The 24103-nt window shown below is 32.1% G+C and carries 21 protein-coding genes and 3 tRNA genes; 3 read left to right on the plus strand and 21 right to left on the minus strand.

Annotation, left to right across the window (positions count from 1 at the left end; genetic code table 11):
- Nucleotides 1–97: 97 nt before the first annotated feature.
- From FXV78_RS14720 to FXV78_RS14815, 19 genes are all read right to left on the minus strand, one after another.
- A complete protein-coding gene (locus FXV78_RS14720) occupies nucleotides 98–1933 on the minus strand; it encodes a phage tail tape measure protein (RefSeq protein ID WP_004840089.1) in 1836 nt (611 codons plus the stop codon).
- Entirely contained in the window at nucleotides 1926–2933 is a 1008-nt protein-coding gene (locus FXV78_RS14725; protein WP_039959087.1) for a hypothetical protein, read from the minus strand. The genes FXV78_RS14720 and FXV78_RS14725 overlap by 8 nt, the downstream gene beginning before the upstream one ends.
- 36 nt (nucleotides 2934–2969) lie before the next feature.
- Nucleotides 2970–3040: transfer RNA gene (locus FXV78_RS14730), tRNA-Lys, on the minus strand.
- A gap of 40 nt (nucleotides 3041–3080) precedes the next feature.
- Entirely contained in the window at nucleotides 3081–3998 is a 918-nt protein-coding gene (locus tag FXV78_RS14735) for a hypothetical protein (RefSeq protein ID WP_039959085.1), read from the minus strand.
- A 77-nt stretch (nucleotides 3999–4075) separates the two neighbouring features.
- Nucleotides 4076–4147: transfer RNA gene (locus FXV78_RS14740), tRNA-Glu, on the minus strand.
- Between the two features lie 34 nt (nucleotides 4148–4181).
- Entirely contained in the window at nucleotides 4182–4532 is a 351-nt protein-coding gene (locus FXV78_RS14745) for a hypothetical protein (protein ID WP_004840086.1), read from the minus strand.
- 91 nt (nucleotides 4533–4623) lie between these two features.
- The gene (locus tag FXV78_RS14750) at nucleotides 4624–5658 is read right to left on the minus strand and encodes a tyrosine-type recombinase/integrase (RefSeq protein WP_004840085.1); all 1035 of its coding nucleotides are present in this window, start codon (nucleotides 5656–5658) and stop codon (nucleotides 4624–4626) included.
- 271 nt (nucleotides 5659–5929) lie between these two features.
- On the minus strand, nucleotides 5930–6565 hold the full coding sequence (locus FXV78_RS14755) for a hypothetical protein (protein WP_105084778.1): 636 nt from the start codon (nucleotides 6563–6565) through the stop codon (nucleotides 5930–5932).
- Between the two features lie 18 nt (nucleotides 6566–6583).
- A complete protein-coding gene (locus FXV78_RS14760; RefSeq protein ID WP_004840082.1) occupies nucleotides 6584–6862 on the minus strand; it encodes an HU family DNA-binding protein in 279 nt (92 codons plus the stop codon).
- Between the two features lie 495 nt (nucleotides 6863–7357).
- The gene (locus FXV78_RS14770; protein ID WP_004840080.1) at nucleotides 7358–8557 is read right to left on the minus strand and encodes a hypothetical protein; all 1200 of its coding nucleotides are present in this window, start codon (nucleotides 8555–8557) and stop codon (nucleotides 7358–7360) included.
- Nucleotides 8558–8564: 7 nt separating this feature from the next.
- Nucleotides 8565–8768: a hypothetical protein gene (locus FXV78_RS14775; protein WP_004840079.1), complete on the minus strand. Its 204-nt coding sequence runs from the start codon at nucleotides 8766–8768 to the stop codon at nucleotides 8565–8567.
- A 45-nt stretch (nucleotides 8769–8813) separates the two neighbouring features.
- Nucleotides 8814–9074 carry a hypothetical protein gene (locus FXV78_RS14780; RefSeq protein ID WP_004840078.1) on the minus strand — a complete coding sequence of 87 codons (261 nt, stop codon included), beginning with the start codon at nucleotides 9072–9074 and terminating at the stop codon, nucleotides 8814–8816.
- 75 nt (nucleotides 9075–9149) lie between these two features.
- Nucleotides 9150–9341, minus strand: a complete 192-nt coding sequence (locus tag FXV78_RS14785) for a hypothetical protein (RefSeq protein WP_004840077.1) — start codon at nucleotides 9339–9341, stop codon at nucleotides 9150–9152.
- A 5-nt stretch (nucleotides 9342–9346) separates the two neighbouring features.
- The gene (locus FXV78_RS14790; protein WP_004840076.1) at nucleotides 9347–10594 is read right to left on the minus strand and encodes a PhoH family protein; all 1248 of its coding nucleotides are present in this window, start codon (nucleotides 10592–10594) and stop codon (nucleotides 9347–9349) included.
- 631 nt (nucleotides 10595–11225) lie between these two features.
- Nucleotides 11226–11297 (minus strand) — tRNA-Gln (locus FXV78_RS14795).
- Between the two features lie 943 nt (nucleotides 11298–12240).
- Complete coding sequence (locus tag FXV78_RS14800; protein ID WP_004840075.1) at nucleotides 12241–15012, minus strand: hypothetical protein; 2772 nt, start codon at nucleotides 15010–15012, stop codon at nucleotides 12241–12243.
- Between the two features lie 21 nt (nucleotides 15013–15033).
- The gene (locus tag FXV78_RS14805; RefSeq protein ID WP_004840074.1) at nucleotides 15034–15261 is read right to left on the minus strand and encodes a hypothetical protein; all 228 of its coding nucleotides are present in this window, start codon (nucleotides 15259–15261) and stop codon (nucleotides 15034–15036) included.
- Between the two features lie 427 nt (nucleotides 15262–15688).
- Nucleotides 15689–17566, minus strand: a complete 1878-nt coding sequence (locus FXV78_RS14810; RefSeq protein WP_004840073.1) for an ATP-dependent helicase — start codon at nucleotides 17564–17566, stop codon at nucleotides 15689–15691.
- Nucleotides 17567–17570: 4 nt separating this feature from the next.
- On the minus strand, nucleotides 17571–18674 hold the full coding sequence (locus FXV78_RS14815) for a hypothetical protein (RefSeq protein WP_004840072.1): 1104 nt from the start codon (nucleotides 18672–18674) through the stop codon (nucleotides 17571–17573).
- 747 nt (nucleotides 18675–19421) lie between these two features.
- On the opposite strand from FXV78_RS14815, the gene FXV78_RS14820 reads away from it, so the two are divergent.
- The 3 genes from FXV78_RS14820 (at nucleotide 19422) to FXV78_RS14830 (ending at nucleotide 22199) form a co-directional block, all read left to right on the plus strand.
- Nucleotides 19422–19757, plus strand: coding sequence for a hypothetical protein (locus tag FXV78_RS14820; RefSeq protein ID WP_004840070.1), 336 nt, complete (start codon nucleotides 19422–19424; stop codon nucleotides 19755–19757).
- A 489-nt stretch (nucleotides 19758–20246) separates the two neighbouring features.
- A complete protein-coding gene (locus tag FXV78_RS14825; protein WP_004840068.1) occupies nucleotides 20247–21761 on the plus strand; it encodes a Y-family DNA polymerase in 1515 nt (504 codons plus the stop codon).
- 9 nt (nucleotides 21762–21770) lie between these two features.
- The gene (locus FXV78_RS14830) at nucleotides 21771–22199 is read left to right on the plus strand and encodes a hypothetical protein (protein ID WP_004840067.1); all 429 of its coding nucleotides are present in this window, start codon (nucleotides 21771–21773) and stop codon (nucleotides 22197–22199) included.
- Between the two features lie 1347 nt (nucleotides 22200–23546).
- On the opposite strand, the gene FXV78_RS14835 is transcribed toward FXV78_RS14830, so the two are convergent.
- Together FXV78_RS14835 and FXV78_RS14840 are read right to left on the minus strand one after the other, a co-directional pair.
- Nucleotides 23547–23783 (minus strand): YgiT-type zinc finger protein, encoded by a 237-nt coding sequence (locus FXV78_RS14835; RefSeq protein WP_004840064.1) that lies wholly within the window; start codon nucleotides 23781–23783, stop codon nucleotides 23547–23549.
- Nucleotides 23784–23789: 6 nt separating this feature from the next.
- Nucleotides 23790–24101: a DUF4258 domain-containing protein gene (locus FXV78_RS14840; protein WP_004840063.1), complete on the minus strand. Its 312-nt coding sequence runs from the start codon at nucleotides 24099–24101 to the stop codon at nucleotides 23790–23792.
- Nucleotides 24102–24103: the final 2 nt, after the last annotated feature.

Below are 24103 nucleotides of genomic sequence, written 5' to 3' on the forward strand. Positions count from 1 at the left end.
GATATTCGACAATTTAGAAAATCTATATTTTCAAGGATGGTCATATTACACTACGATATATAATATGAACACTCTCTACGTTAATTGCATGGCGTTATTATGCAACCTTATAGAAAGGGGCATTATAAACTACGATAGTTTTACCCCATCCTGTTTTACTCGCTAATCCTCCACCTAAAACTCCCATAACAGTTTCGAGTGTTCCTGCTTTTGAAACAACTGTGTCGATTATTTTAATTATTCCAGTAAGTCCTTGTAATCCAGAAGTAATCATGTTGGAATTAGCGAAATTCTGAATAAATCCAGTCCAAGTATTTGATAATTTATTTAGAGATCCTTCCCAGTTATTTGCAGATTTTTCTGCTTCTTTTGCAGCACTTCCTGTACCCTCAGAATAATCTACAAGCATTTTTTCATAGTCAGACCATCCAGATAATAAAGCACTTAGTTTGTTCGCTTGGTATTTCTGTCCAATATTTGTAAGAATTTCTGTACGCAGTGGATCTGACTCTTCTAATTGATTAAATACTTTCGCAAGATCCTCCAATACTTCAATTGGATTACGCATTTTTTCTACACCGTTTACAAACTCTGTCTGAGCAACGCCAGCTTTTTTAAACGTTTCTGCAATTTTTGAGTTATTTACATTCTGAACGTTTATCAACAATGATTTGATCGCATTACCAACCTCATTGCCACCTGCTTTTGTTCTGGACTCAATTGTTCCAATCATCGCAGAAAGTTGATTTTCTTGAACCCCCAATTCTGATGCCATTGAAGCTGCTTGAGTTGTGGCTTCTGCCATATCCTGCATGGATACACTGTTGCGGTTTGTGATCATATTTTGTCCATCAAGTAACGCATTAAGTTTTTGAACATTTCCAGAATATTGATATGCGGCATTCGATGCCAAAAGATAACTATTTGCAACATCTGAATTTAAATCACCGGCTGCCTGAGCAAGAATACTTGTTTCAGCCATTTGTTCAGCCTGTTTGCCATAATAGCCAGATCTACTCATTTCTTGGATACCAAGTAGGTAAGCAGAAGAGTTGTTTCTAACTCTAAGATTTAAAAATTCAATTTGCCATGTAATAGGATCTTGCTTTTTCTTTTCCTGCTGCATCTGCCTTTGAGTACGAATATTATGTTTCAGAGTAATACTTTCATCAAAAGCAAGCATTACAGAAGTCCTATTATTCAACATATCAGTATAAGCTTGATCAACTAAATTCCACATCCAATGTCCATCATCTAACCATGAACTTGAAATGTATATATCTTTTGGATCTTCTTTTAGACATTCAATTCCTTCATAAAATGGGTCAATCATAAAAGGAGCCTGTCTAATTGTCTGGAAAGGAGAAATGACACTATCATCAATATTTTTGTCAATCTGACGGAACTCTTCTCGTACAGCATCCGTACTACGAAGACCACGGGCAAATTCATTTGCTGTAAATACTTTAATAGTTGATCCATTGTTAAAATACACTATGGATTCGTTTGCACTATCCTTTATATCCTTTATCTCTTTTCTTAAAGCAGGAGACATGTTCATCAATTCATTCTTTATCTTTTCCGATATGATAAGTTTGCTCTGTCCGCGTGTTGCAGAACCAAGTACGATTTTTGAACCAGGTTTTATAATTGCTTTACAACAAGCGTATAGAGCAATTATAAAAGATTTTGCTGCAGCACGACACGCAACGATACAAACAAGCTGTGAGATGCCCATAAGATATAGAATAAGCTGTTGGTATAAATGTAGCCTAATTCCCAAATAATCCATAGCGAGCCTATGTAGATTTCTTGAGAAAAATGTAGACCATAGAAATGTATTATGAACGTTTGTAGGATTGCTTAAAAAATGAGTTGAAGGAAATTTCTTGTAAAGATTTTGTTGACGTTCATCAGCATATTTATTATTCATCGACATCATCTGCGTTGTCCTTTACAAAATATTCCGTGTCCCTATCTGTTGTTCCTGTCATAAGATTTCTAAGAGGTCTTTTTACAAATCGATCAAAATATTCCCCAATTTTATCGTAGTCTTTATATAGTTCCTTATCTTTATAATATTCTTCTGGAGTATACTGAGATATAGTAGCAAGAGTTACTCCGAGACATTCATTTGCACTATTATCTGTTTCTTGAATTGTAGATAGTCCGGCTTTTGTAAATGTCTTACTATACTGATCAGTTAGTTTAATATACTTATCTGAATCGCCTCTTTTTAATGCATTTGTCTGAAGCATGAATAACGAACACAAACTTTTAATAAAAATTTCTTGATTGGCGTCACAATTTGGATTTTGCCGTTTTAACATTTTATAATGTTCATCCATTATCTTATAATCAGACTCTGTGAAACCAACCCCCCACCGATCAACGGCTGTTGCAGTAATAGTAGACTCTTCAGATTTCGCCTGTTCACGGGATTTTACAATCTCACCTTGTTTTTCATTAAACTCAAACTTCATACTGTCAAAATATGTAGTTCCAATTCTTGCAGTTTGCCCTAAATTTTTCTTTGCCAAATAGTGACTGATACGGCTCCTATCCGCAGATATTTGTCTTGAAGCAGTTAAAGCATCAATATGATATACCCATCCAAATTCCATACACATATGTCTAATTGCATGTTCTTCGTTTCCAGAGTAAAAATCTATAAGTTTTTTATAATATTTATCACGACAATCATTGCATATTTCAATATATCCGTTATTTGCTTGATATTTGGGATGTGCAGATTTTGAAAAATGACTTTTCTGAGAATCCCAAGATTCTCCACACATATAACATTTATACTTTTTTGTATTTGTCGAATTAGATAGTGGAAATCGCATATCAACAGAGATATCTATTTTCTGTGGAGATTTCATTGATTCTTCAATTCTTTCATCTCTTGATCGTTTTAATTTTTGAGTCAAATATCTCACATCCTTTCTCAACTATTTCGTATTCAATGCTCAGACCCAGATTCGAACTGGGAGCAACTGATTAAAAGTCAGTCGTTTTACCATTGAACTATCTAAGCATAATAATAGGGCAGTAGCACCGTCCTGTTTTATACATATTTACTGAGCAATAATCCCAGCAGTTCTGAGACTTGCCAACAAAGCATTTAATTTATCTTTGACATCTGCATCTCCAGCGTCTGCGACAGCAACTCCCTTTTGTGGTAATTCAGTTTTTAATGCATACTTTTTATCTGCATCAACTGTCTTCATATATGGTGCAAGAGCATCGGATCCAATCTTAGTTTTCAATGCATCTCCAACAGCTTTTGCATCCGCAGCTTTTCCTTCCACAGCAAGTGTTTTGTCAAGTTCAGCTCCTGCACCAGTTGGATAAGCCGGGACGAATAATTTGCCTGTTGTAGTATCAATTGCAACTTCTACGGTTTCGTTTGTCTTTGCTTTTGCTTTCACACCACCAAGAACCTGATCAGTTGCCTGTGGAAGAGTATAAGAACTTCCTGTCGGAATGTTAATTGTTTTTTCGACAGAACCGTCATACTCATCTGTTACTGCACCTGTAAATTTAATCTTTTTAGGATTTGGAAGTGTAGTCGTAGTTTTTGGTAAGGCTCCAACTTCGTCTGCGGTATAAGTAGGTTTTGTTTCTGCTTTTGCCCATGCCGGTACAGTTGGATCAGTTTCTTTTGTAATATAAGTACCTTTTTTCTGAATACCAAGATCATCCAAGGTTTTATTTCCAGTTAATTCAATTCCGGAAATCTGTGGCTTATTTGTTAATGCAGTATAATCAAGAGAAATATTTCCGCCTGAACCACCAATTGCAGGTTGCTCTATCCATTTCTTGCCAGATTCGTTATATTTATACACTGTACCAGTATCAATTTCTTCATATGTGCTTCCATTGGTAATGTATGTTGTTTCGATAAATTCAACAGGTTTTTCGTCTGTAGATAATCCAGTAATCTCTAATACATTACGATTCATGTCACCACCAATTTTCTGTAATGTTACCATTATTTTCCCTCGCTTTCTTTTTTCTATTTTCTGCCGATATGAAACCGGCATTTCTTTTGAAAGCCGGAATATAATAATGACTCCAACTGGAATTGAACCAGTGTTACCTCCGTGAAGGGGCGATGTCTTAGCCTCTTGACCATGGAACCAAATACAAAAATAGGAGAGCAGCACAGCTCTCCATTAATCTCTCAAATCTATTTCGATTAATTCTACATAATCATCTTCGTGTGTGATCCGCAAATAATCACTTCCCTTGATTAACTTTCCATCATGCTTTTTGACGATGTCTCTCATATAATCAAATGGATGTATATGTGGATGGACTTTCTTATAATCTAAGAAAGTGATATCATAATTATCGTCCATATGTATGTACACACATTTTACTGTAGATATATTAGAATACTTATTCTGAAAATTTTCTATATCACACAGAAAATTTGTATTCCGTTCATCTAAGATTTTTGACTCCAAATCATGAACATCAATTGCAATCATTTTGACGTATCCTGTTTTTACCAGTCTTTCCATTCTATAAACCTCCGGTGCTATGATTCTCGGAAACAGTATAACACAGAATAGAAGAGTATTGATCTGGTAAATTATGGGAAATTAAAGATGGTTAGATGAATGCTTCATCAGACTCGTCAAAATCATCATTTCTGATTATGTAATGATTTGTAGTTGTACTAACATCGTTATGTCCTAAAAGTTTTTGAACAACTTCTGGAGATTTATTTTCGTAAACTACTAGATTAGTTGCGCGACTTTCTCGAAACAGGTGCGGATGTACGCGTCTACCTACTATTTCTGTAAATAGTCCACTACACCAATCATTAAACGTATTCTCGCCAACTTGACGAGTTTCTCCATTTCTTTGTTTTACAACAAACATATAAGGACATTCATCTTCTCCTCGCGCTTCAATCCATTTTTTTAACCAATACATAGCATCTTCTCCGAATTTTAGTTTACGTTGTTTTCCAACCAACGATGCGCCTTTACATCTAATTGTATGTGTTAAGTATTGGCGAGAAATTGCAACATGCTCTACACCATCTTCACCTTTAATTTTTGTTTCTTTCTCTTTTGGTTTATACTCAACAACTTCTTTCAAAAGTTGACGTGCCTCAGCTCGTCTACATCCTGTGCTATAAGAAAAAACTAAATATGCTAATTTTTGCCATTCTTCACGTTTTTCTAATTCTTTACATAGCATTAAATATTCTTCCGGTGTCAGCGGGTTTTTCTCATGAACATATCCTGTTTGTACTACTTTTAATCCAACAGTAAAATTTCTGAATGTAGGATATTCTTCTTCATACATTAACATTATATAATTACAAAATGCACTTACACATGATTTTTTAAATTTAATTGCTGAATCAGATAAACCTCTATTAGTCAACCAATTAAGATATTTTTGAAATTCTTTTTTCTTTATTTGTGTAAAATCTTTATTGTTCAAGTGATCTTTTACATATACAAAAAAGACTCTTAATCCAGAGCGATACGCCGGACGAGTCTTTAGTGAAAGGTCAGTTTGATTATCAAGATAATCCTGAACCATTTCTCTATTGAATTCATTAACCTGATTCCAAATCTCATCAGTTATGTCCTCTGAACGCTTTGCAATTTCTTCACTCAATAATCTCACTTCCTTTTATTCAAATATTTTATTTCTCCTCACTCCATAGAAATAGGAGAGAAGTGCGAATGAGGTTACACTTATCCGGTAGGTAGCTAATCCACCGTATCTCTCCTGAAAATCCAATGTTGCATTGGAACATGCAGCGCGGTCGGAGCTTACCCGACACATTCCTTTCGCTGATGTTTCTAATTCTTATTCTCCTAACTGAGAACACATAAATAGATCCGTAAGCTTTGACACCTACAGATCTTTGAAATGTACATATATAACAGAAAATTTATAATCCAAAAATACGAAGTAAATCCATCATATCATCATGATTAACTTGCTCTGTTGAATAAAATGATACGGAGTGACAACCATAATCATCAGTCTTACTAGCAGAAAAGCCATGCAGGTCTTTGTTATCCACATAATCATCATCCAACAAAAAACCATACTCATCATGGTCATCATACTCGTCGCACTCATCACAGAAGATACATCCATCACAATCATATTCCATATCATCTTCATCATTCTCATCATACAAATGTACTTCATATGCATAGTCTGCTTCAAATTTAGAGATGACTTTCGAATTACAATCATCTAATACATACACAATGGAACTATCAGAACAAATATATTCACCGTTTCGTTTTGCCGGCACACAAAAGATTTTATCTTCAATAATATCAATTATATACTCATCAGTATATCCAGCAAACTCCGGATCATGTAATTCGCATAAAAAAAGGGAGAAGTCCATTGTACATAATTCCGAAACAATGAGACTTGTCTCATCGTATTTAGCAATAATAGAAACAATATTATTGCCGTAGTTTGATTCTAGTACATCATATGTATCTACAACATCTTCACATAATTCATAGATATTATCATATGTTTTCTTAATCATTTCTTTTTCCAAATAGATACACCGCCAATCTTAAGCATTTACTTTATCTTTTAATTCTTTTCCTGCTTTAAATTTTACATTTTTAGATGGCTCAATATAAATTTCGCTTCCGTCCTGTGGATTTCGTCCAGTTCTTCCAGCTCTTTCTCTTACTTCAAAACTTCCAAATCCGACGAACTGTACTTTATCTCCAGCAGTAAGTGCATCTGCAATTGAATCAAGAGTTACAGCAACAATCTCTTTTGCTTTTTCCTGTGTTACTCCGTCTACTTTTTCTGCAATTGTTTTAATTAAATCTGATCTTGTCATTTTTAAAATATCTCCTTTTCTATCAACTAATTTGTAAATTTTTATAATTTATGATATAATTCATTCCGTGGATTTCTCCACATTCTAGGATATCGGTTTTCCAAGATGATGTAGTTTATTTTGGAAGGCAGGTGATACGTATGGCAAGTTTTTATTCTATAGAAACTCCTGTGCACGCCAGTGCATACGACAGATTCCGCTTTAATAAGTGGGAACATGTACGTGAGCACTGGCGTAGATTGCCACATAGGTAATCTGTAAATCTGCTTATCCTGAGCCGCGGATTGAACTCTCTCGTTAAAAGTTCTTTCTACACTTCAGATAGCCGATATCCTTTCTTTCTAAATAATTCCAATTTTTTCCATATATTCTGTTTCTAAATCCAGAATTCTCTCAATATCTGTTTTGGGATATTGACTTTCCTCCATGATATAAGAAACCAGTTCTTCAAAGTTTAATACTGGTAATCCGTCTTTATATTCATAACAATCTCCTCTAGTGAAACCTAACATCGTACACACAATCTAATCCATCATTATTAATAACTGAAATTAATTGTTCTGGTTTATTTTGCAATCGGTTATCCAAGCAATAGTTATCTGTTCCAGAAATACAACCTGATTGTAAAATTTTCACATTATAAACAGTAGACATCGCATTTACATGACGATGACCCATATATAAAATATTTGGACGTATTTGTGTCATAAGCGATAGTTTCTGCACAACCGTTTTAGGGTCATCTTTGTCTCCATGGACTCCAAAAATTTTCGTTCCTCTAACAGAAAACATTGCAATTGATTCATCAATTTTATTTTCGTGAAATTCGATATTCTTAAAGTTCTGCAATTTGGCTTGCAAAAATGGAATAGCAAGACAGTCCATATTTTCACCTTTTAAAGATTCTTCCTTTTTTGCATGTAACCTAGAATGATTTCCAGGACAAACATAAACATGAACTTCATTAAATTTATAACTAAGTTCAGATAAAAATTGTGAAATACAATCCGATACGGATAAGAATTGCTCAATTAGATTTTGATTACTTTCAATCCGAAGTGAGTTGTGAATCAATCCTGAGACCAACTCACTTATAATTACATAGATATTTTCAGAACCGTGCCGTAAATAGACTTCAAAAATTTTATCCAGGTACTGTCTAAATCTATCATACATAACTTCTGTATTGTATTTATTAAACCAGTTATCAATTTCAATTCCTGCATGAATATCTGTTACAGAAATTACTAAATCATTATCTGATTTTAAAATTCCATTAAACTGTTTTCTTTTATCATAATCTAATGGTTGTCCGTGATATTCTGAAATGGATCTTAAAATCTGTTCTTTATAAGATTCCTTACGTGCTTCTTCACGAATCAATCTACGATACTCATTTCGTTCATCACGAGTTTTGACACGTTCTTTCTCTAAAAGAATACGCTCTTCCTTTAGTTCTTTTAATTGTGCTGCACCGTCTGTGAATTTAGACTGATTAGCATCAAGAACCTTTCGGAAATACTGTACTTTCTTTCTATATGCCGATTCAGTGTAGTTACAGTCAAGAAGAGAGTTTAGAACTGCAGCAACATCATTCCATGTACCGATATTTTCTTTATCATTACAGATTCTCAGGATGAGTTCATCATCACTTTCACCATCAAATCTTTTATAGTTATGTACTATATCGTCCACCTACTCTCTATTCTTCTTCAGAGTCCAGTGGTAATTCCACAGTGATTTTAAATCCAACCTGTTCCGTTCCTTCCGGAAGAGCTTCAATAACTTGCTGTGTAATATCACCTGTTTCATCTACAAATTTTAGATCTTTTACATAAATACCATCTAATTGGATATTCTGTTTTGCCGGCGTTAATTTTTCTTTTGTTTTTGTAATTTTAATCATTTCTAATTATCTCCTTTAAACTAAAAATAGAAGAGCAGTATTAGACTACTCTTCCTCGTCATAATATTCTTCAGTTTCTGGTTCATAATGAAACCCGATAGCGCATGTATCTGTCGATTCAACCTCAAAATCCGACTGCAACTCTTGTAATTCTGCATTGCCTTTTATAACAAGTTTTCCCGGAAGAATTTTCAGATATTCAATCCAAGACAGAATTACATTAACTATTTCTTCTACAATTGGAAGAAATATTACGATTGTACATGCACCTAATATATATGATAATAATGTTTTATTTTTTTTCATATGCGTTACCTGCAATATAAAATTTAAATTGTAATTTTTAGACTCGAATTTGCAATTAACTGCATTTTTTATAAATTAAATGATCTTCCAAGCTTCATTTATAATATCTTTGTTGGACATATCAAATCTAAATTCACCAAAATATTTTACTTCTGCTGATTTTCTCGCTTCAATTGCATCTTCAATTTTAGCAAACGTTCCAAGGTTTAATGTTTTGTTATTTATATTAAAACTATTAAAAATAGGTTTAGCTTTTATAACAAACATCCTCTCTATAATTTATCCACTAACATTGCAATTTTACTTCTCCAAACATTCGGAAGATGTACATATCCAAATTCTGATTCACCTTGAAGCACATCAATTGCGCGTTTAAAACCATTTGAATTTCCTTCAAATAAATAAGAATCAACCTGGCTATCATAATCACCTTCGATAACAATTTTACATCCGCTACTTGCTCTTGATAAACACAACTTTAATAATTCGATTGATGTATTCTGCGCTTCACTAATGTATAAAATTTCATTATCCCTTACTTCCATTCCTCGTACATCTGCCATAGATACTAATCGAATTTTATCTTGCTGCAACAACATTTCAACAGCAAATCTATCACCAAATTTTGTAGTTAACATGGAACCTATAGAATTTTGAAGTGCCTTTTCAGTAGCATTACCACAATAGAAACCCATATCTGCAGCACCCTTTGCTTTATTAGGGTTAAACATAATGATCACTCTATCATATTCTCCATTTTCAATAAGACTCATCATAGATATTAGTGATATCAATGATTTCCCGCTACCTGCATGTCCGGTAATAGCTGTCATTGTATTTGAAAAAATTGAATCAATAGCACAGGCTTGATATGAATCTTTCGGTCTAATTTTATCTCCAAAAATAGTAGAGCGAACTGTTTTTTCACATACAGCTTTATATTCAAAACCGTCCCACTTTCTATAATCAACAACTTCTCCATCTGATTTTTTAATAATGAGATATTCGTTCAAAATACAATCATAAATGTTTTCATTTGTATGACAATAGAAGTAACTCATTTCTTCATCAGACAATGTTAATTCTTTATATCCAAGATATTCGTCAAGATTTTTGACAAGGTTAATATCCGAAACTCCCTTTGTAGGAAGTCCAAAAATATTACGAGATATGAATTTGCAATTTAAATCATCAGAACATACAAGTACTTCCGATACATTTGAATTGTAATAATAAGCAGAAGCCAAGATAATGTTGTCTGGCGTTTCAGATAAGAAATAACTATCAATTATTTCTTTAATTTTTGGAGAGTATAAAACCACATCATATTCGCCATCATGTTTATCCAATAGTCTTGAAATTTGTCTGGCTTTGTATTTTACTTCTCCATCTTTAGAATTAGACACTTTGATATTCTCGATCTCTTCAAGTGTCTTTTGTGCAATAATAAATTTTTCTTTAAATGCATTTTCGCCGAGACTAAGTAATGCATTCGTATCAAGGAATAATGTGCATTCCAATAAGGTGAACCACCTTTCCTCTAGTTTAATTCTAGTTATTTTTTACGTTTTTTAATCTGAATTGTTTCTTTAATCGACTGTGATCTAAAATTTTCTAAATCTTGCATCAATCGATAATTTTCTGTTGCATATTTTTTGTTTGCTCCGGATACAGTGCGATGAATATGATCTCTCCATTTCCATCCTTTGATTAACAAAAATTTACATTCTTTGTCTGTAATAAGAACTATGATAAAACATTCCTTTCGTTGTATATTTCTCCACAGTGGGAGAGTATTGCAGAGCCTGGGAGTCGAACCCAGTATTTTCAGATTATGGGTCTGACGTAGTAATCCGTTCCACTCGCCTGCATATAACGCTGCACCTAAGATTTGAACTTAGACACCGCATAAGTGGCTACTATCGATTTTTCAAGATCGACCCCTTACCACAGAGGATTAATGCAGCTTATTGTTTGCTCGTCCAAAACACCCATCCACAAGGACGACAAAATAATTGTTATGTGAATAGTTATATAAAACGTAGTAAACCTAGAGCGTATCTTCATATAAGCCAGTGTCACCTGGATTTATACTGGGATAGGTTTTTATGCGCCACTGATTGACGGTCAGCGCAACACTTCGGATGATAGCAGCCCCAAGTAGATTCGAACTACTGAATGCAGGAGTCAAAGTCCTGTGCCTTACCGCTTGGCGATGGGGCTAAAATACTCCTAAGATGTTAGCAACAGCACTACCAGAACAGCAATGCTATTACTAACTGAAAAGGAGATTAGAAATCGTCAAGTGCGCGCATAAGCACTTGATTATAAATACAAATGGAACTTCTTCCTACTCAAATATATCGTCATAATATTCCGCCACTACTTGTAAAGGGCTGAGAATAAGGGAGCTACCCTTAGACTTCCTTTACATCTGATAAACAGCAATTGTAGCCTCGACTGATTACGAGAAACTTTCACCCATGTCATTCAGCGTATTAAGAAAATTCATAATAAGATTTAATTTTTTTGTTCTTTATGTATTAATCTCACGTCACTTTGGGCTACTCGTACATTCGACAGATCTTATACTGGAATTTCTTCCGATCAACGACGCAACTGACTTATTTGGATTTTCGCTACTTATCTCTCTGTAACATTCCACCGATACAGGCATCACGATTATTACTCCACTGGAGTCGTCTATTATGTCAGCGATCTGGCAATTGCGTTTTACGGCAATATATTATTGTACATATATTTAGTTTTGACGGTTTCCGTCTTTCTGTTTATGATTCACATCATTCCAGAAGCTGCAGTATAAAACTATCGTATTATACCGCAACTCACTATTCATATATTCTCAGCATGGTGACAAGCCAATCTGCACTGAGTTATTTGTATTTATAAGCAAGTGCTTATATTGGGCAAAGCCCAAGCCCCTTTCAATAGGGGCTTTATTATAGATATATCTCCATATTTATTAAACGCTTTGGCAATAGCGTTTGTCGTCTTAAGAGTCTTGATTTCATCTCAAGAATTTTGAATATAAGCAAAACTCTCATCCTTCCATATTACGGACGAAGTTGATTTCTTGAAAACCCACTATTTACAAGGGGTTTAGTAACTTTTGACAAAATAATTCGGCAATTTTTGTGCATAAACACTAAATTTGTTTTGGTTTAAAATTCAATAAAAATTTATCTTTGTCCATTTTGTGTAAATAATTTAAAATTTTTCTTGAATATTTTAAGTTTATGTTCTTCGTTTTGGATCCATTTCCGATTCCTTTATCGAGACCTAGAGCCACCTCTATCATTCTATTTATAGTTACTATATTTCCAACTTTAATTTTGCATAGGCTGTCTAATAATTTTTCGGATTTAGAAATCATTTCTTCGATTATTATATCGTCATCGTCATTTGTTATATGTAAATTTTTAACAAATAAGTCATATTCTTCAATAAGACTCCTAATTTTTGTCATTTGTCTGTTATTAGGTTTGCCAGGCATTTTTATAAAAAAATCACTAATAGGGGTTGAGTGTGAATTTGCCGCAGGTTTGATAGTGTCTAAGCATTCCTCTAACCAATTCATAGGGCAAACAAGAGATGGGTTGATTCTATTTTTCAATTTCACTTTTTTTTCGTGTATTTCCTTTTGTGGAATTTCTTTCCCGTTTTTTGTTGTTTTTATAGCTCTTGTATATTTCATAAACTTCGGAAAATCAAATTTAACACTTTTAATTCTACCGTTTTCATCAACTACTTGCTTTGTTAATTTCATACATGGCATTTTGCTGATCCTGTCGATTTCTTTCATTCCATCAATTTCGTATTCCCTTTTACATCCATCAATTATAACTTGAGCAAGAACAGATAAAATCACAAAATTATCATATAACTCATGCAATCGTTCTTCATTAGGATTATCCTTTTGCAACTCTGTCCAATAATAAGTCAAGGCTAATTGTGCAAGATTACTGGAATAGCCAATGCCAATTCTGGATTTAGAAAATTTATTATCCATACGTGCATATTCTAATAATGTATTCTTGTATGTGATTCCGCTTTCTTTGAGATCATTAACAATGGTTGGAAAATCTCTATAACAAATTTCGGCATATTTAACCATCACTGGATTATTAGTGACTAGATTAAAATCTGAATCGAAATCTTCCCCGTTCATTCTATCTTGGACATCAGTTCCTATACAATTTACAGCCATAATATTTTTGCTAAAATCAAAATATCTAGACATTTCCTGACTATATACATTATGAAAGTGACATACATTATTCGGTGAATTATGTGGATTCCTAAAACCGCATAGATATTCATCGTTACTAAATCTTCTTGTATAACATTGAATACTATTTTCTTCTTTTGAAAATGTAGGATCTTCTTCCCAATTTTCACCTACTGAATAGAGTAGAAGAGCATAAGGATTTCCACAGACAGTCAAATTATCTCCATTTACTAATATTTTGCCTTTTCTCATTCTGTTAACATATTCAAAAATAATTTTTTTCTTTTCATTTCTGAACCATCCACAATTGGCGAAATCAGGATTATGTCTGTATAAATCAGCCAACATTTGATAATGGTTTATTTCATTTGCATATTTTCGTAAAAACTTTTCAAATTCAACATTATCTGTTTTCAATGTTTCGATATATTTAACTGTATCTGATGCGATGTCATACACGTCTTCTTTAGTGCACGGAAGAGTGTTTATCATTTGATAACTTAACTGCTGCGAGTTTTCAAATTTACTTTGATGATCTGTTTTTACAACTCCCCATATGTTGCCATCTTCGCGAATTTTATCACACCAATATTCATAAGCAGAAGATAATGTTCCGCCCATAATATCAATAAATTTTTTCCACTTTATAGAATTATCTGTTGTGATAATCTTGATGTCTTTTAAATAATGTTTACATCCAAACATATCTTCAACTTGATATGTATTATAGTCATGATTATTTTTTTTGCACCAATCTTTAAAGAATAATTGTACATGTCCTTTAAAACCGCACATCTTAAATAAATGATTTCGTAATAAAGCCATCCCATTTATCCATCCCGGCAAAATTGATGATTCAATAATACCCATACCATCCCATAGTGTGTTTTTAACTTCTCTTTCTTCTGATTCAACAATACATTTTTTCTTTTTGTTTCCAGAACTATCAATATACTCTTCAGCTTTTACTACACTCGTAAATGTAGAAAAAAATGAATCCTGATCTTTTAATATTAAAATGTCTTCTACCGGAATTTTTAATGTTCCAACAATAGTAGATGTGGTAAGTGGTGCATAAGCAGACATCTCAACTATTTTTGCGTTATCATAAGACATTTTTTTTCCTAATCCGATTGTAAGCCAATCGTATGCATCATCATATAAGTTTTCATTTATAAAAATAACTTGTCCAACTTTAGCTTTTGCACTCGTTCTAAATAGCATAAGATAATGTATTGTTTCAACAACTTCTTTTTTTGTTTTTTTATCGGTGTGTCTATATGAAATATCTACTCCATTCTGATAAAAATCTTCTCTGATTTTATCTCTATTTTTACCATTGTATAGTTTTTCTTTTTTCCCTATTTCTTTTAGTAAATATTTTATTTTATTTTTATCATCTATTGTCGTTGCATTGTTTTCTAATTTTTCGAGTCTTTTTTTCTCTTCTTCGTAAGAACGACTTCCAAAATCAAAGTCTAAACATATTATATCACGCGTAGATTCTTTATCAGACTTTGGTTTTTTATAAATTTTTATACCATTTTTCTTAAGGTGATAGCTAAACAAGCTATTATTTAACATCGCTTCAGTGTAAGTGAAATAGTCTCTCACTCCAATATTTACATCATAAATCATACCTGCTTTTATATTTTTAATCTTAATTCCGTATTTACTAATTTTACTCACCTCATTCTTATGTAGTTAAACTTATTTTTTATTTTCTTCTGAAAATTTCTTAATATAGTATTTATTATGCATAGCCTTTGACCAATTGATTGCGTGTGCAATTTTCTTAATTTTTGTTCCACCATCTGCACAACCACCTGTACTAAAATCACCAACTGTAATGTTTTCAATTAGATACTTGTGAAATTCGCTCCGATTTGGAATCTGAAGATTATGGCTTCCTGGTGTTACATATGTACTTGTTTTCATAAATTAAATCTCCTCTGTTTTCATAATTTTTGTTTGTCATTGGACTCGCTCCTTTAATTGAGTGATGACTATAAGTTTCATATATTTATTCTCTTTATTTAAATTTGACTATTAACTAATTGCATCATTTCTTTTGGATCAGAGCAGCAGTCTGGAACGTTAGATTCTGACTTACCGCAATAATCCAAACCAACCGTGGATGAAACATCCACAAAAACTTGTGCGATGGAAGATATTTTCTAGGGATATCTTCGCTGCAATTCTAATGTGATAGAAAATATAATTATGTTTTCATTCATATAACTCCTTTCTTTAAATGAAATGAAATTTGATTTTCAAGTTACAAATTCCTAAATGATGTTTATTGAATGTGGGACATATTTTAATTCACCATTTAGAAACAAAATACATAAAGTAGGATTACTTATTATTCACCACTTATTTTTTCGTTTTTTATAATTTTAATTGTATTTTCAACATCTTTAATAAAAGAGCTTATCAATTTTGTTTGACCATTATATAAATCAACATATGATAGATATAATTCTTTTTCGGCTCTTGTAATTGCGACATAGAATAACCTACGTTCATCATCAACATTTTCATTCTTATAGTGTGGCAGGATTTCTTCATTGCATCCAATGATAAACACGACAGGATATTCCATACCTTTTGACTTATGAATTGTAAGTAATTTGACTTTATCATTATCTTTATTCTCCATTTCTGTATTTAACTCATCTATGTATGAAACAAATTCTTTAATGGAAGAGTATTTGGAACAAATATTTTCAAAACTGTTAAGGTTGTCGATTTGTTCAATATAACTTCCATCATCTGATTGCTTTCCTTTTGTAACAAATTTATCAATGTCTAATCTGTTTCTCAAAAATCTTACCAAATCTGAAATGTTGGAATTCTGATTGTTTTGTAAATAATTTATTACTTCAATGATTTCATCGATACCTTTTTTGAATCTCCAATTTCTCCTGTCAATCGTGAACATTGAATTGTATAATGATATATTTCTTTTAAAACTGTTATCTGTTACTTCTTTTAAAAATTTTTTATCTAACCATCGATTTGGTTTATTGTATAGATAAGAAAACGATTCATTATCATTTGTGTTTAACGCAAGTTTAAAGTAAGAAATTATCAATTTGATCTCTGGTAATTCTGTAAAAGTTTTACCATCAACAATTTCAAATGCTATATCTTCATCATGCAGCGTTGACTCTAGTTTTTGTAATTGAGCATTTGTTCTGGCGAGGATGGCAATGTCGTTGTAATCGTATCCTTTAAATTTTAATTCTCCTATTTTTGATGCAACCCATAAACATTCTTCATAATCATCAGGGAAATGTCTTAACTCAGGAATTTGAAAATTTTCTTTATTTGAAATACTCTCTACATAATTTTTGTGTTGAGAATCAGGAATACTTAACGCAAGTTTATTTGCTGTAAATACAATATCTTTGCTACATCTATAATTTGTATTTAGATTAATAACTTTTACATCTTTATAATCAGTATCAAAATTTAGAATAAATCTGCTATCACCACCTCTAAATGAATAAATAGCCTGAAGAGGATCTCCGACGATCATTGTGTTTTTTGTGTTTAATTTTCTTAAAAGTAATGCTTGAGAAATTGAAATATCCTGAAATTCATCAACTAATATATACTGAAAAATATTTCGATACTTTTCTAAAGTATAATAATCAGTATCAAAAATTTTATTTGCCATGTTCAAAAAATCATCAAACTCAATAAGTGAATTGATTTCTTTATACTCTTCATAAGTTTTATATATTTGTTTCATATCCTCTTCTTTAAATGGGGGATCCGGAGTGTAAATTAAATCATCATTTGGGGTTTTCATGTTATTTTTCTGCAACGCAATAAACGATGTAATTTCGTTGTATGGGACATTATCAGAATCGCAAAGTAATAAAGAGTCACTACAAATCCATTTTATTGTTTTTTCTTTTTCCCATGGTGTTGTCCATATTTTAAATTTTTTGATTCCATACACAGAGGAGATAATCTTCAAAGCAAATGAATGAAAAGTCTCTACAGATACATTCGATATATTAAGTTCCATTAGTTTTTCGTTTATATTTTCTTTTGCTTTTTTGCTAAAAGTAATTGCCAGGATAGAAGATGGTAATATATTATGTTCTTCAACCATTTTTTTAATTCTATGGGTAAGAACAGTTGTTTTACCGGAACCTGCTGTGGCAATAACCGCCACGTTTCCTTCTATTGTATTAATAGTTTCTTCTTGTTGTTTATTAAAATTCATATGTCTATTTTCCTTTCCTTGATGATGTGATTTTTAGAGTATAATCATCATTAATTGTTTTTTCTCTTATTCTGTTTCCAAGATATTCTGTATTTTTATCAATTGTTATTTCGCATAAATTTTGAAAACATAAGCTGTAATCATCCTTTTCTGCATAAGAAAAATATTTATCCGGATTTTTATCAAACCTTTTTTCCGCATTTCCAACCAATAAATCTGTAAACTCTTTATTGAATTCACTTATTAAATTATTCATTTTGAATTTACCAAACTGTTTTAATATAAAATTGCATTTGTCAAGATCTACATAATATGCTTCATATGTTTTGAAAACACATTTGATTTTCTTTTTATATAGTTCTTTCTTTAATACTTCTCCAAATAATTTTGATTTTTTACTATAATATCGTTCTCCAGCATTTTCTATTTTTGCTGCTTTATCAGCAATTGAAACACAATGAGAGTAGTAGTTCATTTCATCTTCAGATGCTTGATGACTATCAATAGAAATATCAACGTGTATATTCCCGTTTTCATCAATAATATTTTTGCCGCTTGATATTTCTTCGTTTACTCTATAAACCTCTCTCCAGATAACTAATCCTGCAGATTTTAAATAATCAAGTGCATTTGTTATGTACCATTCAATCATGTCATCAGCTTTGTCATAAAATTCATTTATAGTATCTAAAGAACACTGCGTTTCTTTACTCGTATCTTCTCTGTTGTATTTAACAAGATTATAATTTTTATTTACCATATTAATTTCTCTCGCCCATTTTCCAACTGTTATATCTATTTTGTTATTTTCGTCGTGACCATTAATTAAGTTAGTAAGTAGAAGAGGAACAATATATTGATATAATGATTTTGTCATCTTATTGAAATTTGATGGAAGAGGATAGTCATATACTTTTTTGATTCTATATGTTCTGCCACCTAAATCTTCAATGTTACAATATCGAGACATTTTTGTAAGTAAAGTCTTTTTATAGTTACTTATAAAACGTCCATTTTCTTTATATGATTTTTTCTGCGCATCACTCCCATATAGCTCTACTAATTTTTTTTCTGTAATTTTCCCTTTTTTGATATTTAATTTGTTCACGTGTTTTCTCCTTAAATTAGTTTTTTATCGTTTTTTGCACACCTAAAATGCCAATTTTCCCAGTGTTTATAAGGGTTTAGAGAGATTTCGCATCCTTTCATTTCTCCCTAATATATATATATAATATAGGGAGACTTTAAAGGATGTTTTTCGTCAAAAACCCAGTGTTTATAAGGGTTTAGAGAGATTTTAATTGAATTTTTTATCCATTTTATAGTGCGCGAAGGGGGTCTGGGGGAAGTGCAAAAAAGAGCATAATTCATTTAGTCGCACTAGCAGATTGTGAGCCTTGGCGAACAAGGTGCGTAGTAAGACTTATGAATTTGGTCTTCCTTCCCCCAGTTAATAATTCTCTCTTTATAAATAATTTTTTTGATATAAATTCGTAATTCCTTATATATAGAGAGATCTAGGTAATGTTGGATCCACTTCAGAAAGAGCCGCAGGCGACCCTTTCTTCGTGTCTCCGTTTCACTTTGCTTCGCAAAGTCTTTGCTGGCGCAAAGATACAATTTAAATTGAAATAGAAAAATTTTTTATAATTTCTTTTATGCTTCTTCATTAAATCCTTATTTTCTTAAATCATTATTTACAATTTGCTCATATCATTTCTCCCTTTATTATTAAAAATATTTGAACGGTTTCTTTGTTTCATACTTTAATTCTCTTAACGATTTAAAAATTTCTATAAAAATTCATAGTATTGTGCTACTATGTAAATATCAAAAGGAATATGAGAGTAGTACTATGAGTTTTTTGGATGAATTAAATGAAATATCAAAAACACCGGAGGAAGCTGCTACAGAAAAGTATCAAGATGATTATCAATATGGTATGAAGTTTGCTGAATATGATTTCATGGAAGTTAAAAGCGATATAAAAGAAAAGGCAAAAGAGGGTAAGTATATTACAGAAGATGGCAAAAGGATTATTTCTTTCTATGAGGAATGTTATTTAAATAAATTTTCTCGTCCTATTGTAGAGGATTTGTCATTTTCTGAAAACAGAATGATAGAAACAAAAGTACAATTTAAATTTGAAGGAATCGGATATTATGATGGCTATGTTCATCATATAAAATAAATTAGCTGAAGAAAATGGAATGTCAATGAAGGTTGTAGGGACTGTACTTAGAGAAACAGATTTAGGAGTGGATCAAGAATTTGATCTTCCTGATCCGCAAATTTTTCATTCAAAAATGTATAAACCATTAAAGATAATGTTGCATTGTAGAATTGAGTTTTAAATATAGCGGTAGTACATTCTAATTAATTTGATGTGTTTTTAGAAAAAAAGGGGATTTTGTCGAAATATGTAAAAATATCTTGATAAAAATATGAAAGTATAGTATTATAATTGTAAATTGTAGGTGTTTTAGAGTAGTAATAAATAGTAATTATAATTTATTTTATAGTTGCTAAAAACAGAAAGAGCAGAAGAGTTCATTAGAATTCTAATCTGCTCTTTTTGTTTTATTTGATACAGACACATAACAAAGCAAACATACTTTCGATTTTATATGGATAAATTTTAAATTTTTTGTTATGATACATATAGTAGGAGGTGTGCTGCATGAATAATAAGTCATATATTGCGATTGATCTAAAAAGTTTTTACGCATCAGTAGAGTGTATAGAACGTGGCTTGGATCCAATGGATACGAATTTAGTTGTTGCAGACAACAGTCGTACAGAGAAAACAATTTGTCTTGCAGTAACGCCGTCTTTGAAATCATATGGTATATCTGGAAGACCAAGATTATTTGAGGTTGTGCAGCGGGTGCAAGAAATTAATGCAACAAGATTATATCGATTGAAAAAGAATGAGTTTCCCGGACAGTCATATAGTAAAAAAATTCTTGATACAAATCCGGATTTAAAAGTTGATTATATTGTGGCTCCACCACGTATGGCTTTTTATATGAAATATAGCACAAGGATTTATAATATCTATTTGAAATATGTTGCTCCTGAAGATATCCATGTATATTCTATTGATGAAGTATTTATGGATGTGACTTCTTATTTGAATACGTATGGATTATCCGCAAAAGAACTTGCACAGAAGATGATATTGGATGTCTTGAATACAACTGGAATTACTGCAACCGCAGGAATAGGAACTAATTTGTATCTTTGTAAAATAGCAATGGATATTGTTGCCAAACATATACCTGCAGATGAAAATGGTGTGAGAATTGCAGAATTGGATGAAAAGTCATATCGAGAGAAGCTATGGGAACATAAACCATTGACTGATTTTTGGCGAGTAGGTAGAGGGTATATTAAAAAATTAGAATCTGTAGGACTATATACAATGGGCGATATCGCAAGATGTTCTCTTGGAAAAGAGTCAGATTATTATAATGAAGACTTGCTGCGTAGAATGTTTGGTAAAAATACAGAGCTTTTGATTGACCATGCATGGGGTTATGAACCGGTTACAATTTCAGATATAAAAGCATATAAGCCGGAGAGCAATAGTATTGGAAGCGGACAGGTTTTACACTGTGGAACTGATTTTGATAAAACGAAAATTATTGTGCGTGAAATGACTGAGATGCTGGTCTTAGATTTGGTTAGTAAGAATCTTGTAACGGATCAGATTGTATTAACGATTGGCTACGATAGAGAAAATCTATTAGATTCTTCCAGAATGAGTAAGTATAAGGGAGAGTTCTCTTTTGATCAATATGGGAGAAAAATTCCAAAACATGCTCATGGAACAGTAAATTTAGATAGTTATACGTCTTCTACTAGCGTGATTGTAAGAGCTGTGCTTGATTTATTCAGTAGAATTGTAGACGAAAATTTACTTGTCAGAAGAATCAATATGTCTGCAAATCATGTGATCAGCGAAAAGGAAGCGAAACAGGATAGATATGAACAGCTTAATTTATTTGATATGATTTCTGAAAAGGAAGATGCAGTAGACCAGGAACAACTTAAAAAAGAAAAAGATATTCAGAAAGCTATCTTGGATATCAAGAAAAAATTTGGGAAAAATGCAATTTTAAAAGGTATGAGTTTACAAGAAGGAGCTACTGCAATAGATAGGAATAATCAAATTGGTGGACATAAAGCATAGGGGTGTGTTATGGGTAAATACGATGATATTATTGATCTGCCACATTTTGTCTCTAAAAAATATCCTCAAATGAGTATGCGAGATAGAGCTGCTCAATTTTCTCCATTTGCTGCATTGACAGGTTATGATGCAGAAATTAAAGAGACTGCAAGATTGACAGATAAAAGGATTGAATTTGATGAGGATGTTTTGGATAGGCTGAATGAGAGATTGAATATTTTAAGAAAATGCTTAGATGACGGTGATGTTGATCCGGATATCAGAATCACATATTTTGAAAAAGATTTAAAGAAAGATGGTGGAAAGTATATTACAATGAGTGGGAGAGTGAAGAAGGTACACGAATACAGAAATGTTGTAATATTTGAAAATGGAACTGAGGTACCGGTTCATGATATTAGTGATATAGATGGGGATATATTTAATAAATATTATTGAAAAAATTAGGCTCGCAATCCCATTAGCTTTAGCTCGTGGGTAGTTCACGGTATTGGATGATTATAGGGTGATTATAAATAATAGCAGTTGGTTCTTAAGGACTTATCTTAGGAATTGGCTGCTTATTTTTTGTGTCAGTAATTTTGAAAATAAGGTACTTCGGTAGAGAGGTAATTTTGTGTGATGTTTTTATACCGGGGGATGCCAGTATTTATGTGGGTACACTTAGGGGTAAGGTGACGTGGTTTTCTGGATTTTGATAGTGTGTTTTATATGTAATTTTTTGGAATATAAGTTAAGTTCGGGAAAATGCAGTAACGGTAAGAGTTTGTTTGGGGTTTGAATGGATATTGTGGTGGATTTTGGTTATTTTTGGACTGTTTAGAATGGTAGAAATGCAGTGTTTATGCTTTGTTGGTCGAGAGAGTTCCCGAAGTATTTTTTGGTAATTTTTGAGTTTTTTTGAAGTGGAAGATGAAAATTTTGGTGTGGAAATCGGAGGTCGAAATTTTGGTAGTGAGGTGTGGATAGAACCCATACCTGCTATATTTGATGCATAACATACGTCAAAAATGTTTAATACCGCCCCTATTATGGAGTGGCATAATACTACACTATTATGTTGCTTTAGGGACTTTTGGCACATTGATGAAAAGTGCAAAAGTTTTGATTGTAAAGATCTGAAAACAGGGGGCGGTATATAGAGATTTTATGGACAATCTGTTGATTTTTGTGTGTGTCTTTTACGTAGCAATGAAACATTGCATCAGGTGGGATTTTAGACTCAAATTCATGGATTTCTGGACAAGTTCGGATTTTTGGTGAAAATTTTTAATAATAAAAAAGTTATCAACATAATGTGGATAACTCAAAATAATATGTGGATAACTTTTTGCCTTAAAACTTACCTTAAAACAAAATTTCCCACCAGACACACAAAATTAAACAAAAACCAACACATATTTCCCACTTGCAATCCAAAATAACCTACAAATGAGTACAACATCACCACTTTTATACCATTTTTTAAAATCAAACTTATCCACATCATGTGTATAACTATGCAATAATTTGTGTATAAATATACATCAAAACAATACACAAAACAATACTACACTAATAAAAGTAATAATTCCTAGTTTAGTTTACCTAAACATCCTACACAACAACGTGATGCAGTCCACACAAACACACAACTATACTCACTATTATTACACAAGTATTACATGTGTATCATATAACATACTATAACTATACAGTCATAACACAAGTTAATATACACTAACATACACACTGACACGATAACATACAAAAAATAGCGACGCCATATCAGCACCGCTATCATACTTATGCTACTTGTTTATAATTGTTATAATCGATAATTGACACCTCTTGTAAACATTGTTTAGCCATATTAACAATCTTTTCTATTTCCTGTACAACGTCACCGGTATAAATAATCTCATTGCATTCTGTACATTTATAACATGGTACATTTCTGATAATAACAAGACAGTTTCCTAAATCCGTAACGTCTGTTGTATATCCCTTTTCAGCGACTGCGCCGCATTCAATACATAACATATAATATCACACCTTTCTGGTCTTAAAATCACTTTCCCACTGATCTGTATTAGGATAGTATGCTGTTATCAAATAAATGTAATCACAATCGTGACTAACCACAATATGAATATATTTATTATTTACCGAAAATCCTAGTATCAAACAACTGGGCAAAGGTTTGTCATCTTCATACTGTTTTATGACTTCTCCTGTCTCAATACCATTTATAATGTCCGTGATAGTAATATTTCTTTCTATTAGTCTTTCTTTCGCATGTCTTGTTAAAACTATCTTATTAGGCACATTTAACCTTTTCAAAACTTCGATATCAATCAAAT

It is taken from the genome of Mediterraneibacter gnavus ATCC 29149 (genome assembly GCF_008121495.1).
Lineage (GTDB): Bacteria > Bacillota > Clostridia > Lachnospirales > Lachnospiraceae > Mediterraneibacter > Mediterraneibacter gnavus.